This window comes from Neopoerus faecalis (genome assembly GCF_029218125.1).
In the GTDB taxonomy this organism is placed as follows: Bacteria; Bacillota; Clostridia; order Oscillospirales; family Oscillospiraceae; genus Oscillibacter; species Oscillibacter faecalis_A.
The window spans coordinates 254,146-270,767 of sequence record NZ_JARFXX010000001.1 but is presented as its reverse complement, the minus strand read 5'-3'; the positions used below and the strand labels follow the sequence as shown (position 1 = coordinate 270,767).

Genomic DNA, 16,622 nt, shown 5'->3' with positions numbered 1-16,622 from the left:
AAAAGAGCCCAATGGGCTCTTTTACGTACATATGGAGGAACTTTTATGGATTATCTCATTAAAAACGCTAAAGTTGTAGATGGTACCGGTGCCCCTGCATATACGGCGGATGTGGCCGTTACCGGCGACACCATTACCCAGATCGGCTCAATCAATGAGCCTTGCGCCAACACTATTGACGCTGCCGGCCGTGTCCTGATGCCCGGTATTATTGACCCCCACAGCCATGCTGACGCCGGCATTTTTAATTCTGATTGGTCCCATCAGCGGATCACACAGGGTATTACGACGGAGATCACCGGCCACTGCGGCCCCTCCCCCGCTCCCAACTGTCCGGAAAATATGGAGCTCTTGCGGCGGATCTACTTTGACCTGACCAACACCGGCGTTCCCTTTGAGTGGCCCTTCCATGACTTCAAGGGCTGGCTGGATACTGTCAGAGCTCAGAAACTCTCTGCCAACTATGGCTTCTTTGTCGGCCACGGCACTCTCCGGGCTTATGTGATGGGTGGAAAGACTGAGAAGGCCTCTCCCGCTGAGATCAAGGCTATGCAGGAGCTTTTGGACGAGGCTCTGAGCCAAGGCGCTATGGGTCTGGGACTGGGCTTGAGTATGTTCCCCGGCAGCTATGCCGATACTCAGGAGCTGATTGAACTGGCCAAGGTAGTCAAGAAGCATGACGCCATGATTGCCGCTCACCGCCGTGACGAGGGCAATACCGCCTACGAGTCTATTGACGAAATGCTGACTGTGGCCCGCGCTACTGGCGTCCGCATGAACATTGCCCATGTCAAGGTCACTGGCAGCAGCAACTGGGGCAAGGGCAAATCCCTTATCAAGCTCATTGATGACGGTATCAAAGAGGGACTTGACCTCTCTCTGGATGCCTATCCCTATATCGCTGGCTACACCCAACTCTTCCAGATCTTTCCCATCAGTGTGTGGGGTGTGGGCGGCGAACAGATGCTGAAGAACTTCAGCGATCCCGCTTATCGTGCGGACGTGATCGCCAAGATGACTGACGGCACCTATGGCGGCCTGAAGGCTGCTAACGGCGGCGCCGCCGGTGTGCAGGTCATTCAGTGCCCTGATCCCACCTTCGACAAGAAAACGTTAGCTGAGATCAGTGAGATCCTCCATGTGGACCCTGTGGAGGCCGCTATCGAGATGATGGAGCGCTTCGGCAGCAATGTCATGATGTTCTACTATTTGCAGGATATGGACGAGTTGAAGGGGATCCTGCTCTATCCCAATACCATCATCATGTCTGACGGCGCTCCCACCAGCGCGCACAATCATCCCCGCTGGATGGGTGCTTTCGGTCAGATCTTTGAAATGTTTGTTCAGAATGGCCATGAGCTGGCACTGGAGGCCGCTGTTAAGAAAATGACCTCGATGCCTGCCCAACGGTACCGTCTGCTGGACCGCGGCGTGATCAAAGAGGGCAATAAGGCCGACCTGATTCTGCTGGATTGGGAGCATTTCCAGAATAACTGCACCTATGAGAATCCCGCCGGCCCCTCCAAGGGGATCAATTACGTGTTCCTGAATGGCAAGATCGCCGCTATGGACGGTAAGTATACCGGAGAGGGACAGGGCACGGTTTTCTGTGGCCATTAAGCTCTGTTTCTTTATGTAAAATCAGGGGCGGCAGTCAAATGACTGCCGCCCCCGATTTTATATTCATTTTTTAGAAAGGCAGGACCATATAGTCCAGATCCCTGCGCATTCCCTCGCTGAGGATCAAGGGGCCATGCTCAGTAGCGTAAGCGTCATCCTCAATCCGCATACCAAATTCACCAGGGATATAAATGCCAGGCTCTACAGAATGGTACATACCCGGCAGGATCAGATCCTGGTTCTTCCCATCCACAGACGGCGCTTCATGGATACTCAGGCCAATGCCATGGCCGACCCGGTGGTTAAAATAGGGACCATATCCCGCCTTTTCAATAACCCGGCGGGCTGCCTGGTCAATGGTGCAGATAGGTTCTCCCACCTTGATGGCATCAAAGGCTGCCTGCTGTGCCTCAATCAGCACCTGGAATACCTCCCGCATTTTCGGCGTAGGCTTACCCAGGAAGAAGGTACGAGACATATCCGCCCAATATCCCTGGTAATCAATGCTGCAATCGATCAGCACCTGCTCCCCCTTTTGCAGGATCTTGTTGCTGGCCTGCCCATGGGGAGAAGCAGCCGCTGTGCCGGAAAGGATGCAGGGAATCATATAGTCTGTGCCGCCCAGGCGATAGGTCTCGGCAAACATATCCATGGACAGCTCCAGTTCGCTCTTCCCCGGTGCCAGGCGCTTACGGATAAATTCAAACATTTGGCACAGCTTATCCGCCGATTCCCGTAGAGCCATCAATTCTGTTTCGTCCTTAGATAGCCGTATTTGGTTCAAAAGGTCAGTCAGATCCACAATATCCAGTCCGTAACGCTGGAAAATTCTCTTGCCCAGCGCCATACTGTAGTGCTCCTGGAAACCGCCGCCCATCTGAACACCGATCTTGCGGTCCTTCAGCAGAGGCTCCAAAATATCCAATGGGTCCTCCCCATCAGAAAAGAGGTATTGCTCCGTAGAGCATTTTCGCATGTTCAGCTCCTCCAGCTTAGGTGCAATGGCAACATGGCGGCCGTTACGGGCGTCCAGCACGATACCCATAAACCGCTCAGCAGGACTGATCGCCACACCAGTCAGATACAGGAAGGTGCGGGGCTCTCCAATCAGCGCTGCGTCAAGGTCATGCCCACACAGCCACTCGCAAATCGACTGCCGTCTCTTTTCATAGATGTCCATAGAGTACCTCCTCGGAATTTAAATAAAAATGGCCGAAAAGCCAAGCACCCGTAAGGGAACGTGGCTTTCGGCCATATCGGAGCATAAGGCCGTGAGCCTTTGCTTATTCGTGCGACAAGATGCCCTTTCCCTTTTCAATTGGGAAGTGGCAGGCCACAAAGTGACCCGGACGGACCTCACGCCACTCCGGCACCTGTTGGCCACAGATCTCCTTGCAGCGGCTGCACCGGGTATGGAACCGACAGCCGCTGGGCGGATTGGCAGGAGAGGGGAGATCACCTTGCAGCAAGGTGCTCTTCCGCTCTTTCCGCAGAGCAGGATCAGGGATGGGAACAGCTGCCAGCAACCCCTCCGTATAGGGATGGCAGGGTGCGTCAAACAGCTCCTCTGTCTCAGCCAGCTCTACCAACTGTCCCAGATACATCACGGCGATCCGATCACTGACGTGTTTCACCGTGGGCAGGCCATGGGCAATGAAAATATAGGAGAGGTCGAACTCTTTTTGCAGTTTGGCCAGCAGATTCAAGACTTGAGCCTGAATGGATACGTCCAGAGCACTGACCGGCTCATCGCAGATGATCAGTTTCGGTTTCAGCGCCAGTGCCCGTGCAATGCCGATCCGCTGCCGCTGGCCACCGGAAAATTCATGGGGATAGCGGTAGGCGTAGTCCCGCTGGAGACCTACCACATCCATCAAACTCAGCACCTGCTCGCGGAGATCCGCAACGTCCTTATAAGCGTGGTGCGTTTTCAACGGCTCCGCAATGATGTCAAACACGCGCATCCGGGGGTTCAGAGAGGAATAGGGGTCCTGAAAAATCATCTGGATATTGGGCCGGATCACGTCCAGCTCTTCCCTGGACATTTCGGAGATCTCATGTCCTTCAAAGTAGACCTCACCGCTGGTTTTTTCCAGCAGCCGGATAATGGTGTTGCCGGTGGTGGATTTTCCGCAGCCGGACTCGCCCACGATACCCAGCGTCTCACCAGGACGGATCGCAAAGCTGACATCATCCACAGCCCGCACATACTGATCCTTATTCTTGTTGGCAAACAGACGGCCGCCTACCCGGAAATACTTTTTCAGATGGCGCACTTCCAGCAGGTACTCACCGGTATAAGGCTGTGCCAATTCCTGGCGGAGCTGTTCCGCCTTAGCTTTATGATCTGACATTATTTTCGGCCCCCTTCCAGCGGGTGCAGGCAGGCTACACAATGCCCGTCCGACAGCCGCTTGAGCTCCGGTGTGATCCGCTTGCAGTCCTCCTGCGCATAGGGGCAGCGGGGGTGGAACGCGCAGCCCTCAGGCATAGCCTTCAGGCTGGGCACAACACCCTCAATGCACTGCAGCTCGCTGTCCTTTGCTTCCTGAACCTTGATGGTACTGTTGAGCAGGCCCTGAGTGTACGGGTGTGCACAGTGGTGGAACAGCGTCATTACGTCGGCTTCCTCCACCAATCTGCCGGCATACATGACCAGGACCCGGTCCGCCATCTCCGCAATTACACCCAGGTCATGGGTAATAAACATGATGGAGGTATCCGAATTCTGGATCAAGTCCCGCATAAGCTCAAGGATCTGGGCCTGAATGGTCACATCCAGTGCTGTAGTAGGCTCATCCGCAATGATGAGCCGGGGTGCGTTCGCTAAGGCGATTGCGATCATAACACGCTGCCGCATACCGCCGGAGAGCTCGTTGGGATATTCCTTGTAGACCGCTTCAGGCCGGGGAATGCCCACCTTCTTCAGCATAGCGATCGCCCGTTCCTTTGCCTCCTGCTTATTGCACTTCTGATGCAGCTCAATAGTATCGCTGATCTGTGCGCCCACTGTAAACAAGGGGTTCAGAGAGGTCATAGGCTCCTGAAAAATCATGGCCAGCTCAGAGCCGCGGAGCTTCCGCATTTCCTCACGGCTGTATTTGGAAATATCCTTTCCCAGCAGGGAAATATGGTCAGATGTAGCGACACCGGGAAATTCCAGCAGGCCCATGATAGCAAGAGAGGACACGCTCTTCCCGCAGCCGGACTCGCCCACAATCCCAAGCAATTCGCCGCGCTTTACCTGAAAGGTCAGATCCCGAACGGCATGAAGCTGTTCGCCGTCCGCCGTCTTAAAGTAGATATTCAGATTTTGGACGTCAAGTGTGGTTTTTTCTTCCATATCCATTCCTCACTTTATGCCTTGATTGCGGGGATCCAACACGTCACGCAGCCAGTTGCCGAAAAACATGATGCCCAGCACAGTAATGGTGATGGCGATACCAGGGAAGGTGCCGATCCACCAATGGGTACCCAGAAACTTCCGTCCCTCGGACAGCATAACACCCCAGGAAACCGTAGGCGGCTGAATACCAACGCCCAGGAAGGACAGGGCAGCCTCGCTGATGATATTGCTGGCCACGTTCATCGTGCACAGCACGATAAAAGAGGACATAACGTTGGGCATGATGTGCTTGAAAATAATCACATGGTTCGGCGTGCCGATAGTCCGGGAGCACTTCACGAACTCCTTTTCCTTCAAGGCCAGCACCTCACTTCGGATCAGTCGGGCAAACGGTACCCAACTGGTTCCGCCAATGATCAGAACCAGCACCGTAACGCTGCTGCCGGCTACCATCAAAACCACCATTGCCATCAAAATACGGGGGATGGCAAAGAAGGCATCGGTAGTCCGCATGATCACGCTGTCAATCCAGCCGCCGTAGAAACCGGAAACCATACCCAGCACAATACCAAAGACACCAGCCAGCAGAACGGAGAGAATACCTACCAGCAGAGACACTCTGGTACCGTAAATAATACGGCTCCAGAGGTCACGGCCCAGGTTGTCGCAACCCAGCAGGTGCTCCATGGAACCGCCCTCCATCCAGCAGGGCGGCATCCGCATACCGTGAAGATCCACCGCTGTGGGGTCATAAGTGGCAATTTGCGGGGCAAAGACTGCAATAAATACCACCACTAAGATGATAATAAAGCCAATCATACCTGTCTGGCTGTGCAGAAGCAGGCTGCCATAGCGCCGCAAGACGCTATTCTTTTTTACGGAGTTATTCTCCGCAGTATTTTTCTTTCCCATCTTCGCTGTTCCTCATCCCATTCTGATTCGGGGGTCGATCAGACAATACAGCACATCCGCCAACAGGTTCACAATGATCGTAATAAAAGTGATCACCAGAATAGAAGCCTGCACAATGGCCATGTCATGATTTGTAACACCGGTCACCATAAGCTGCCCCAGGCCAGGCCAGGCGAAAATCGTCTCCGTGATCAACGCACCGCCAAACAGGCCGGGAATCTGCAGGGCTATCATGGTAATAACCGGGATCAAAGCATTTTTGAAGGCATGGCGGTAAATGATGACCCGCTCTGCAAGACCCTTGCTTCGGGCAGTGCGGATATAATCCTCATGCACGATCTCCAGCATAGAAGAACGCACTAAAGGAATGATCTGCGCCGCCGTGCCGATTGCCAGCGTCAGCGACGGCATGACCAACTGGGCCAGCGTACCACGTCCTGACGGTGGCAGCAGCTGAAAATGAACGGCAAAGATCATGATCAGCATAATGCCCACCCAGAAACTGGGCATAGCCTGTCCCAAAACCGCAAAGCCATTTACAATTGAGTCAAAGGGCGTGCCGTGTGTCTGTGCCGCCCAGATTCCTAATGGAACGGCAATTACAATAGACAGCAGAAGAGATACCGCGCATAGTTCCAAAGAGGCCGGAATTCGTTCCAAAACGATCGGCAGAGCCGCAGCATTATACTTATGTGATGTTCCGAAATCACCATGAAGCAGGCCCTTAATGAAAATGCCGTACCGCACATACATGGGTTCATTCAGACCCAGAGCCTCCCGCAGGTTATCCCTTGCCTCCTGTGTCGCATCCTGCGGCAGCATCATGGAAGTGGGATCGCCGGACAGATTGACCATCAGAAACACCACTAGCGTCACGATCAGCAGGACCGGAATCACTTGAAGCAGTCTCTTTCTTAAATATTTCCCCATAGGGCTTTCCTTTCCGTTTTACTCAGCCTTGGCAAACTTTTCGATGGTAGCCACCACCATTTTGATTCCCAGAATGTAATCCTCAATAAAGATATGCTCGTTGGGAGAATGTACGGCGGACTCCGTGTTGCCGGGGCCGATCATGGCCACAGGGATATTGTCGTACTTGCAGATCTTCTCCATGGGAGAAGTGCCAGCCAGTGTGATCTGAACTGCGGGCTCCGCACCGTAAACGTCAGTAGCAGCCTCCATCAGCGCCTTGACATAGGTGGAGTTGATGTCGCTGCGGAAGGGAGCGCAGCCGGATTCTACCACCATCTCAATATCGGAGAAGCCGTGGTCATCCAGGTGCTTGCGCAGCAGCTTTTCAATCTTGGCGGGATCCTGACCGGCAACCAGACGGAAGTCCATCTTTACAGAGGCACGGGCAGGCACCAGACTCTTGTGCTCCGTGCCGGTATGGCCGGAAACCATGCCGTCAATATTGGCGGTAGGCGCGAAGAGCAGCTTTTTCAGGGCCTCATCACCCTCAACACCGCCGATGTACTCCTTGACGCCGGACAAGCGCTTTGCATCGTCGGGATCAAAATGACCCATCTTCAGGGAATCCAGTTCATCCTGCGTCACAGGCTCCACATCATCATAGAAGCCGTCGATCAGGATCTTGTCGTTTGCGTCCTTAATAGAAGCCAGCGCCCACACCAAACGCCAGGCGGGATTTACCACCAGAGGCGCGTTGGCGCTGTGGATATCAATGTTGCCGCCCTTGGCAAACAACTCTACGCTCAGCATGCCCTTGGCACCCAGTGCGATAATCAGAGGGCCGTTGTCAGGCAAACGGTCGCCGCCCTCCCACATGTAGCCATCCGCATGGAACTTGGAGGGGTTATCAGCGACTACCTTGCTCAAGGAGGGGCTGCCTACCTCCTCTTCGCCGTCATAAACCATCTTGATATTCAGGGGCAGTTCTTCACCAACTGCCCGGATGGCCTCCAGTGCACACAAACGGCAGGCCAGAGCGTCCTTATTATCCGCAGCGCCTCTGGAATAGAGGATCTTGCCGTCCTCAATAGTTCCAGAATACGGAGGATACTTCCACTCAGACTCATCGCCGGCAGAAACCACATCATAATGATTATAAATGCCCAGGGTACGGTCCTTGCGCTTGCCGGGGATCTCCGTGTAAAGAACGGAATTGCCGGGAGTCTTGATCTCCTCGGGCTCCGCGCCGGTGTACTCCCGCACAGTCTTCATCACGAGCTCCTTCATCTGCTCGTTTTCGGGGTGCATGGAGGCCACGCTGGGCTGACGGACAAAGGACTGCAGCAATTCAATATAGCGGTCACGGTTTGCATCAATGTAGGAATAAATTTTTTCGAGATCCATTTTGCCACTCCTAACGACCCTTTGGGTCAAAATTTGCATTGTTTGTAGTTTAAATTTAGGAAAAAGGGGGTTGTCCGTAGGGACAACCCCCTTTTCTGTACACTTGGGTACGGTCGGGTCAATTACTTCGTATTGTCAACCAGCCAGTCGCAGTAATAAGCGCTGATGACACCGGGAGTGTAGCTGACCTTATCGCTGACGCCCAGCGCAATGGAGGGCTGAATGAGCTGGATAGAGGGCAACTCCTCAGCAACCAACTGCTGGCACTCCTTGAACTGCTGCTCGCGGGAATCCAGGTCCATGTTGGTCTTAGCGGCGGCGAACAGAGCCTCATACTCGGGGTTGTTCCAGTTCATACCGGAATCAGCAGCTTCGGTGTACAGATTCATGGGATAAGCGCCGTCCATGAAGCCAACGCCGTAGCAGACAAAGGCCATATCGGTCCAGGAGTTAGAGGACAGGATCTCAGACCAGGTGGAGAACTCCAGCAGCTCCAGATCAATGTTGATGCCCACCTGGGCAGCCATGGAAACGATAGCCTGCTCAATGTCGCTGTCGCAGACATAACGGCCGGTGATACCAGTCATCTTGATGGTGACACCATCGGGATAGCCGGCCTCAGTCAGCAGCTCCTTGGCCTTTTCGGGATCATAGTTCTGAACGTTGTCCAAGGACTCGTCATAACCGAACACACCAGCGGGGCAGCGAGTGCGGGTGGGATGGCCGCTGCCGGAGAGGATGGTGTCGCAGATGAGCTGCTTGTCAATAGCATATTCCAGAGCCTGACGGACCTTCACGTTGGAGATGGGGCTGTCGCTCTGGGTATTGCAGAGGATCATAAAGTCACGGGTGCTGTCGCCGAAAACAACAGAGGTGCCATCGTTGCCGTTGATACGATCCCACTCGTTGGGGGAAACGTTCTCAGCGATGTCAATGCCGCCGGTCAGCAGCTCGGAAACACGGGTGGACTCCTCGGGGATTACCTTGTAGATGATCTGGTCAAAATCTCTGCGGACATTTGCGTCGTCAAAATAAGTCTCGTTCTTCTCCAGGACCACGCTGTCGTCCTTAGACCAGCTCACGAACTTGTACGGGCCGGAACCAATGGGGGCCTTCTGGAACTCATCCATGCCGCCGCAGGACTCCACATAGCTCTTGGGCAGGATCTCAGAGCCAGCCTTGCTGACCAGAGACATCAGAGCGGGATACGGATCATTGGTGCGGATGTTCAGAGTGGTGTCATCCACCACGTCAACACCGGCGATCACGTTAAAATACTGGTTCTCGCGCAGACCGGTATCGGTAGCAGGACGCTCCAGGGAGAACTTAACATCCTCAGCGGTAAGCTTGTCGCCATTGCTGAAGGTCACACCCTCCTTCAGCTTAAACTGCCAAGTAGTGTTATCCAGGATCTCATAGCTTTCAGCCAGATCGGGGATGGTCTCACCGTCAGCGGTCTGCGTATACAGGTGGCTGAAAATATTGTGCAGAATGCATTCAGAAGCAGCGCTGTCGTTGTTTGCGGGATCGAAGGACTGCAGGTCGGAGGCCACACCAATGGTGATGGTCTTGACACCGTCATCCGCAGTACTGCTGCTGTCGCCGGAGTTGGTGTCAGCAGAGGCCGTGTTTTTGCCGCCGCATGCCGCCAGAGACAAAGACATAGCAAGCGCAAGAATCAGGGCAAGTGTCTTTTTCATCTTTTTTCATCCTTTTCTTAAAGATTTTATAAACGCCGGTCCCAAAAATCACCAACCAGACGCTTATTTTCAAGAGAAACATTATAAAGCTTTTGTTTAGCTCCTGAATAAATTAAGCATATTATATCGCTAAGTAAAAACTCTGTCAACTAAATTCGCTAAAAGCTGTTACAATTTAACAGAATTTTATACCTTTCGTTTTGGTGGGTTTCTTGCTTTTTGTATATGTGCTAAACCAATTAGCAATTTCCTTTAGCCGGCGAATCCGGTTACGGGGTTTCCCGGAGCGGGACAGTTCATGATTCTCCCCGTGGAAAATCACCATCCGGCAGGGAACCCGCTGGCGCTGGAAGGCCGTGAACATCTGATATCCCTCAGAGACCGGGCAGCGGTAATCCTCATCAGAATGGAGGATCAGCGTCGGCGTCACAAAATGATCGCCATAGGCTACCGGAGAATGCTTCCACATTTTTTCAGGGCTCTTGTAGAAATCAGCGTCGCACTGAGGCTCCGTATAGATAATGCCAATGTCGCAGGTGCCATAATCGCTGAGCTGGTTGGAAATGCTCCGCTGCGTGCAGGCCGCCGCGAAACGATCCGTATGACCCAGGACCCAGTTGGTCATGAAGCCGCCATAGCTGCCGCCTGCCACGGCTACCCGCTTGGAATCGATCTGCGGATAGTGTGCCAGTACCGCATCTGTAAAAGTCATGAGGCTGTCAAAGTCTCTGCCGCCGTATTGGCCCCGAATATCCGCAAATTCATCTCCCCGGCCGTCGCCGCCGATAGGATTGCAGTAAAACACGAAATAACCCTGACCCGCGAAGTACTGCATCTCATGGTTGAACACTTCGCCATAGGTCATGCGGGGGCCACCGTGGATCTCCAGCAATGCAGGGTATGTCTTGTTGGGATCATAGTCAATGGGTTTAAGCACCCAGCCGTCGATCTCAATGCCCTCATGCTCCACGGTCAACTTCTCCGGGGCAGCCAGATAACACCCATCAAACACATGGTCATTCAGGTGGGAGATCTGCTCAACGCCGCTCTCCTTGATCTGATACAGCTCCTGAAGCTGATTGCCGAACAGGCAGATACCCAGGATCTCGCCTTTCTCATTGACATCAAAGCAATCAATAGAGCCCTCGCCGCCATAAACCGTCTCCGTATGGCCGGAGAAATCCAAAGTTTTCAAATGCGATGCATTCCGCCCTGTCTCAAGGTAATAGATCCGGTCATTATGGATCTGCACCGGAGAACCGCCGCCCAAGCCATAGCGGCTGTCGGAGCAAACGTTATTATGGGGATAAAGGTTATCCGCCAACAGCGTGGTGATCTTTCCGGTTTCCAGATCGTAAAAACAGAAGTCCGGCGTCTCCTCATCCTCAAAGATCTTACCATCAGACATCAGCAGGAGCAAGCCGCCGTGGTAGCCCCGCAGGCCGTGGAGATACTGCCCATAAGGGTCCAGCAGGCAGGTCGTCTCCCCGGTGACCGGGTCCAAGCGGTATACGCCCTTGCGGTAAGGAGTCAGCCCCACAAAATCCTCACCCACGAAATAGAAGATCCCATCGATGTAGGCGACTTCCCACACCTTCATATTCGGCGTGGAGAGACGGCGGACCTCCCCGGTAGTGCTGTCATAGAGGAACAGCGCGTCCCGGTTATTGCTCTGGAAGCCCTTTCCGTTGTAATAGAAAGGATACTCCTCCAGCACATCGCAGTCTCCGTCTGCCCGCTTTGCCTGCAAACGGGCCAGCCGCTCTTCCCGGGGACGGAGATAATCATCCGGGTCCAGGCGGTCGATCTCAGCAATAAAGTAGTACTTCCCACCGCCGATGCTGACCAGTTCCTTGGTATTCAAAGGCAGCTCTACCGCCGGCAGAGCCTCTCCTCCCTTTAGGGAAAGGCGGTAGAACACAGTGAATTGCTCTCCCGCCTCCCGGCGGCGGCGCTCCTCAGGAGTGCGGTCCGCCGGGAAGAGGATGTTGTCGTCATCCTCCCAGAAAAACGCATTTTCCCGGTCCATGCCGGTGATCTGACGGACTGCTCCGTCTTCATACAAACACAGGTTGGAACGGTAGCCGTTTTCTTTTTCGTCGCACTGTGTTTTGACAAACGCAGCACGCTTGCCATTCGGAGAATATTTCAGTCCCGAAAGAAACTGATAATTTAAAAATTGGTCCAGTCGAATGCCTTCCATTTCCGTTTCATTCTCCTTTACAATATGTTTGGAGCAATGCGTTCAGCTTTACTTACCAGAGTGTACAGCGCCCTTAGCCAGAGAGCCGACCCAGCTCTGATACAGGCCCAGGTAACCGGACTTCCAATCGATTTCCTTATCAAAAGCCGCCACGCGGGCTGCGATCTCTTCGTCAGACAGCTCCACATTGATGGTGCGGGCCTCAATGTCGTAGCTGATCATATCACCGTCCCGCACCGCACAGATGGGGCCCTTCAGAGCCGCCTCGGGAGAAGCATATCCGATAATGGCGCCGGAGGCGGCACCGGAAAACCGGCCGTCGGAGATCATGGCGCACTTGCCAGCCAGATGAGAGCCTGCCAAAGCAGAGGTGAAATCGTAAACACTGATCATGCAAGGGCCGCCCTTGGCCCCCTGGAACAGGATCACAATAAAATCACCGGCCTGAAGCGTACCGTTATGCAAAGCGTCAATGGCATCATTTGCGTCAAAGAACACCTTGGCGGGCCCACGGAATTTCAGCATATCCCGGGCAAAGGTGGACTGCTTGGCAGAGCAGCCCTCAGGAGCGATATTACCCTTGAGGATGCAAATGCCGCCATCCACGCTGTAAGGCTGATCCATGGGATGGATCACCTCCCGGTCCAGGACCTCATGGCCTTCAATATTCTCCCCCAGCGTCTTGCCGTTTACGCTCAGGCAGTCCAGATTCAGGGTGCTCTTGATATTGTTGCACATAGCCCGGACACCGCCGGCCCGGTCAAAATCAGAAATCGTGTAGGGTCCCACAGGACGAATGGTCATCAGCAGAGGCACCTCATGGGAGGCCTTGTCGAACATATCCCACACGGAGCAGGTCAGGCCAGCCTCAGAGGCAACGCCAGGCAGGTGGTACATGGTGTTGGTGGAACCGCCCATTGCCATAATCATCCGGACTGCGTTGTTGACGCTCTTTTCCGTAATGATGTCTCTGGGGCAGATGTTCTTCTTCCACAGTTCAATGACCTGCTTGCCAGCCTCCCGGCCATAGCGCAGCAGACTCTTATCCACAGCGGAGGCAGTGGCGTTGCCGGGCAGGCTCATGCCAAGGGTCTCTACCACGATCTGCATGGTATTGGCGGTGCCCATCATGTTGCAGGCGCCGATGCCGGGACAGGCTACATCGATCAGGCCCTCCAGATAGGCCATGGGACACCGGCCCTCCTCTACGGCGGACACAGTTTTGTTGACATCAATAAAGTCCACCAGCTTACCATCGTAAATACTGGACTTCATATGGCCCCCGGTCACAATGATCGCCGGAACATTGACACGGGCCGCAGCCATGGTAATGGCGGGCACATTTTTATCACAGGTGGCGATCAAAACCATAGCATCCAGCTTCTCCGCCCGCGCAATCACCTCAATGGAATTGCAGATCAGGTCTCGGGAGGCCAGTGCGTATGCGGGCTTGGGCTGGAGCCCGTCACAGAAGTTGATGGTATTGAAGTTGCAGGCAATGCCGCCAGCCTCCGTAATGCCCTCCGTCACGGCCTGGGCCACGCCCTTCAGGTGCAGATGGCCGGGATTGTAGTCCGCCCAGGTATTCATCACGCCCACACGGGGCTTTTTCATATCCTCCCGGTCATAGCCAAGCTCCAGCATTGCCTCCTCAGCGGGCCGCAGCTCGTTGTTCATCATATGTTCGCTCATCGTTTTTACCCCGCTTTCCGCTCATTTATGACTCCCGGTGGGCTTCAGCAGTCCGCCGGTCTTCCAAGATGTGACGCTCTTTTGATACATACCCATAAATCCATCCTGGATCTCGGGTTTGCGGTCAAAGGCTGCCACGCGCTTTGCCAGTTCCCCCTTGGAAATCTCAGCCTGGATCGTGCGTTTCTCCACATCCACAGTAATCATGTCACCATCCCGAACACCGCAGATGGGGCCGCCCAGTGCCGCCTCCGGAGAACAGAGGCCAGCCGCCGCAAAGGGTTCCTTACCGGTGTAGCGGCCGTCTGTCAGCACGCAGACCTGATCCTTCAGAGGGGACTCAGCCAGTGTGGCCGTCAGCTCACAGTATGCCGGTATAGCGGGACCACTCTTGGCGCCGACCATAGTCAGAATCACAGCGTCACCTGCCGTCACCTTACCGTTCTTGACCGCTCCGGCGGCCTCCGCGTCGCTGTAAAACACCTTGGCAGGGCCCTTAAACTGCTTAGTGAAGGCAGACTTACGGGTCACAATGCCCTCCGGAGCGATATTACCCTTCAAAACGCAGAGATCGTTATCGCGGACAGGCTCCTTGACCGTATGGATCACTGCTGCATCCCGGCTGGCCTTGCCCTCCAGCTTCTGAGCCAGAGTCTTGCCGCTTACATCAACGCAGGTCAGATCCAGGTGCTCCTTCATCTCCGCCATCAAAGCGGAGAGACCGCCAGCCTGGGTAAAGCGGAACAGCACGTTTTGCTCTTCAGCGCACAGATCTGCCAGCACAGGGATCTCACGGCTGGCCTGATCGTAAACAGCCCAGCAGTCCATATCCAGGCCCGCTTCTGCTACAATGGCGGGCAGGTGCAGCATGGTATTCACAGGCATGCCAATCGCAGCGCAGACCTTAATGGCATTGGTCAGAGCGGATTCGGTCATGATCTTACGGGCTGTAATCCCTTCACGCCACAGCGCCATGACACGGCGGCCGGCCTCACGGGCCAGGATCTGAAGCCGGGTGGAAATGGCGGACAGATCGCTGTTGCCGGGTACAGTCATACCCATGGCCTCCGCCAAAACACACATGGTCTCCGCCGTGTCCAGCAGGCTGTCAGCCCGGAGGATCTCGCCGTCAGACAGCGGATAACCGCCAGTGACTACCACGGCGGGCAGATCCATACGGGCAGCACCCTGCAGAATACCAGCCACTGACTTACCGCGGGTAGCGATCAGGACCATACCATCCAGCATGCAGCCATCCATGATCGTTTCGATTTCATTGCACATCAGGTCCCGGGAGGGCAGAATATAGGGACTGTCTCCAGCGCCGTCGCTGAGGTTGGTCAGATTATAATTGAACGCCAGACCGCCGGCCTCTACGATACCCTCCTTTACAGACTCCGCCAGGTTGGCCAGATGGGTCTGAGCCGGATCAATCACATTCCAAGTGTCGATCACGGCGATCCGGGCCTTTTTCAAGTCTTTGTCATTCAGGCCCAGGCCGCGCAGCAGCGCTTTGGTGCTGGATTCACGGATATCTTCCGTATAGCTCCGAGCAACAGGTTCTTTTTGTTCCATAGCTAAATATCCTTTCTGCGCATTTAATATAATCTCAGCTAATAGTTGTCTCATATTTTTCTGTGTTTAAGAAGTCCAATTTGCATTATAGCAGAGAGGATTCCTTAAAATCAATGATTTCCGCAAGTTTTTGTACGGGTCGTCTATTTATTTAGCACATATATAATCGGGTGCTTCTCTCCTCATACTTTTACAAAAAGCACCGGTGTATAGACGCTCTATACACCGGTGCTTCCATCTTTATTTCCTTACTGATTAACGCATCCCCATCTGCGCTCCGGATCATTGGTCAGGATCTTCCGATAGCAGTTGATCACCTTGTAGAAAGCCCGCAGCTCCTCTACCGAGCAGACCTCCAGCAAGCTTTTAACAATGTGGGTCGAATCTTCAAAATCATTTGCCACAAAATTATAGATGATCTCCATTCCCCAATCCGTTGTATACAGCCGGAAAACCTTTTCATCCGTTTCGCTCTTTTCCTTATAGATAAAACCCTTTGCCTCAATTTTTTTCAGGATCTGGGAAATGGCTCCCCTGCTGCGGTTCCAGTAATACCCTAATTGAGTCGCTGTGATTCCCGGATAGTCTCCGATCATCATGATCACCCGGATCTCCATCATGGTCAATTCCGTCCCGTGGGATTTCATGCGGATCGCACCGGTCATACCGCTGGCAACGATCAGAAAATCATATAGGTCACCCGCATGATGATTCACCTTGCGTAAGATCTGGTTGATCGCATTTGGATTTAACGCCTCATTCTCATGACCTTTCTCTTTCGTATCACGCCACCCTCCTCACAGTCCTGCCAAGCAGTTTGATATTTAGTTTACCTATCATACTTTTAATATGGGCATCTGTCAAGTAACTTGCTTTCAGATGCACAAACCGCCATATCGCAGGAAGATTACGACAGCTTTCCTTTCAAACGTGCAGAGCAAAGTGCTGCGATTGTTTCACAATAGATCAATGAACAGCTCAGCACGGCGTTTCCGGCGTGAAAACAAATATAACCGCGAGAGTACGCTTCAATTTCAAAAGAGCCGGAGCAAGTTCTCTGACGCTTTCCCCGGCTTGCCATCCCCAGCCAGAGTCTAACTGGCGTCTACCGCTTAGGAGCAGCATCGTTCGGGTCACACCTTATAATGCACTGTGCTTTAAAACGTCCGCAAAGCCGCATAAATACTGACTTTTATAATAAAACAGCTTATTAAGGTGCAGCCTCATTCTAAATTTTGCCGATCTTTCAGCAAGTTCG

General features: G+C 53.7%; 12 protein-coding genes. 1 reads left to right on the top strand and 11 read right to left on the bottom strand.

Annotation, left to right across the window (positions count from 1 at the left end):
• The first annotated feature begins 45 nt into the window (after window positions 1–45).
• Window positions 46–1,620, top strand: a complete 1,575-nt coding sequence (locus PY311_RS01255; RefSeq protein ID WP_286146855.1) for an N-acyl-D-amino-acid deacylase family protein — start codon at window positions 46–48, stop codon at window positions 1,618–1,620.
• A 70-nt stretch (window positions 1,621–1,690) separates the two neighbouring features.
• Here the strand turns inward: PY311_RS01255 and PY311_RS01250 are convergent, their stop codons facing one another.
• The 11 genes from PY311_RS01250 to PY311_RS01200 form a co-directional block, all read right to left on the bottom strand.
• A complete protein-coding gene (locus PY311_RS01250) occupies window positions 1,691–2,800 on the bottom strand; it encodes a M24 family metallopeptidase (protein ID WP_286146854.1) in 1,110 nt (369 codons plus the stop codon).
• Window positions 2,801–2,903: 103 nt separating this feature from the next.
• Window positions 2,904–3,974, bottom strand: a complete 1,071-nt coding sequence (locus PY311_RS01245) for an ABC transporter ATP-binding protein (RefSeq protein WP_286146853.1) — start codon at window positions 3,972–3,974, stop codon at window positions 2,904–2,906.
• Window positions 3,974–4,963: an ABC transporter ATP-binding protein gene (locus PY311_RS01240; RefSeq protein ID WP_286146852.1), complete on the bottom strand. Its 990-nt coding sequence runs from the start codon at window positions 4,961–4,963 to the stop codon at window positions 3,974–3,976. Before PY311_RS01240 ends, PY311_RS01245 begins: the two co-directional genes overlap by 1 nt.
• Window positions 4,964–4,972: 9 nt before the next feature.
• Window positions 4,973–5,878, bottom strand: coding sequence for an ABC transporter permease (locus PY311_RS01235; RefSeq protein ID WP_286146851.1), 906 nt, complete (start codon window positions 5,876–5,878; stop codon window positions 4,973–4,975).
• A gap of 12 nt (window positions 5,879–5,890) precedes the next feature.
• Entirely contained in the window at window positions 5,891–6,808 is a 918-nt protein-coding gene (locus PY311_RS01230; protein WP_286146850.1) for an ABC transporter permease, read from the bottom strand.
• Window positions 6,809–6,826: 18 nt separating this feature from the next.
• Window positions 6,827–8,194, bottom strand: coding sequence for a M20/M25/M40 family metallo-hydrolase (locus tag PY311_RS01225; RefSeq protein WP_286146849.1), 1,368 nt, complete (start codon window positions 8,192–8,194; stop codon window positions 6,827–6,829).
• 122 nt (window positions 8,195–8,316) lie between these two features.
• Window positions 8,317–9,894 carry an ABC transporter substrate-binding protein gene (locus PY311_RS01220; RefSeq protein ID WP_286146848.1) on the bottom strand — a complete coding sequence of 526 codons (1,578 nt, stop codon included), beginning with the start codon at window positions 9,892–9,894 and terminating at the stop codon, window positions 8,317–8,319.
• 175 nt (window positions 9,895–10,069) lie between these two features.
• Window positions 10,070–12,097 carry an alpha/beta hydrolase family protein gene (locus PY311_RS01215; protein ID WP_286146847.1) on the bottom strand — a complete coding sequence of 676 codons (2,028 nt, stop codon included), beginning with the start codon at window positions 12,095–12,097 and terminating at the stop codon, window positions 10,070–10,072.
• A gap of 48 nt (window positions 12,098–12,145) precedes the next feature.
• Window positions 12,146–13,789, bottom strand: coding sequence for a dihydroxy-acid dehydratase (ilvD, locus tag PY311_RS01210; protein ID WP_286146846.1), 1,644 nt, complete (start codon window positions 13,787–13,789; stop codon window positions 12,146–12,148).
• Between the two features lie 21 nt (window positions 13,790–13,810).
• A complete protein-coding gene (locus tag PY311_RS01205; RefSeq protein WP_286146845.1) occupies window positions 13,811–15,364 on the bottom strand; it encodes a dihydroxy-acid dehydratase domain-containing protein in 1,554 nt (517 codons plus the stop codon).
• Between the two features lie 248 nt (window positions 15,365–15,612).
• Window positions 15,613–16,080, bottom strand: a complete 468-nt coding sequence (locus tag PY311_RS01200; RefSeq protein WP_286146844.1) for a MarR family winged helix-turn-helix transcriptional regulator — start codon at window positions 16,078–16,080, stop codon at window positions 15,613–15,615.
• Between the last annotated feature and the right edge of the window lie 542 nt (window positions 16,081–16,622).

Coding starts and splice junctions, on each gene's coding strand:
- PY311_RS01240 (WP_286146852.1), bottom strand. CDS start 4,963: ATGGAAGAAAAAACCACACTTGACGTCCAAAATCTGAATATCTACTTT.
- PY311_RS01230 (WP_286146850.1), bottom strand. CDS start 6,808: ATGGGGAAATATTTAAGAAAGAGACTGCTTCAAGTGATTCCGGTCCTG.
- PY311_RS01220 (WP_286146848.1), bottom strand. CDS start 9,894: ATGAAAAAGACACTTGCCCTGATTCTTGCGCTTGCTATGTCTTTGTCT.
- PY311_RS01205 (WP_286146845.1), bottom strand. CDS start 15,364: ATGGAACAAAAAGAACCTGTTGCTCGGAGCTATACGGAAGATATCCGT.
- PY311_RS01235 (WP_286146851.1), bottom strand. CDS start 5,878: ATGGGAAAGAAAAATACTGCGGAGAATAACTCCGTAAAAAAGAATAGC.
- ilvD (WP_286146846.1), bottom strand. CDS start 13,789: ATGAGCGAACATATGATGAACAACGAGCTGCGGCCCGCTGAGGAGGCA.
- PY311_RS01215 (WP_286146847.1), bottom strand. CDS start 12,097: ATGGAAGGCATTCGACTGGACCAATTTTTAAATTATCAGTTTCTTTCG.
- PY311_RS01255 (WP_286146855.1), top strand. CDS start 46: ATGGATTATCTCATTAAAAACGCTAAAGTTGTAGATGGTACCGGTGCC.
- PY311_RS01250 (WP_286146854.1), bottom strand. CDS start 2,800: ATGGACATCTATGAAAAGAGACGGCAGTCGATTTGCGAGTGGCTGTGT.
- PY311_RS01225 (WP_286146849.1), bottom strand. CDS start 8,194: ATGGATCTCGAAAAAATTTATTCCTACATTGATGCAAACCGTGACCGC.
- PY311_RS01245 (WP_286146853.1), bottom strand. CDS start 3,974: ATGTCAGATCATAAAGCTAAGGCGGAACAGCTCCGCCAGGAATTGGCA.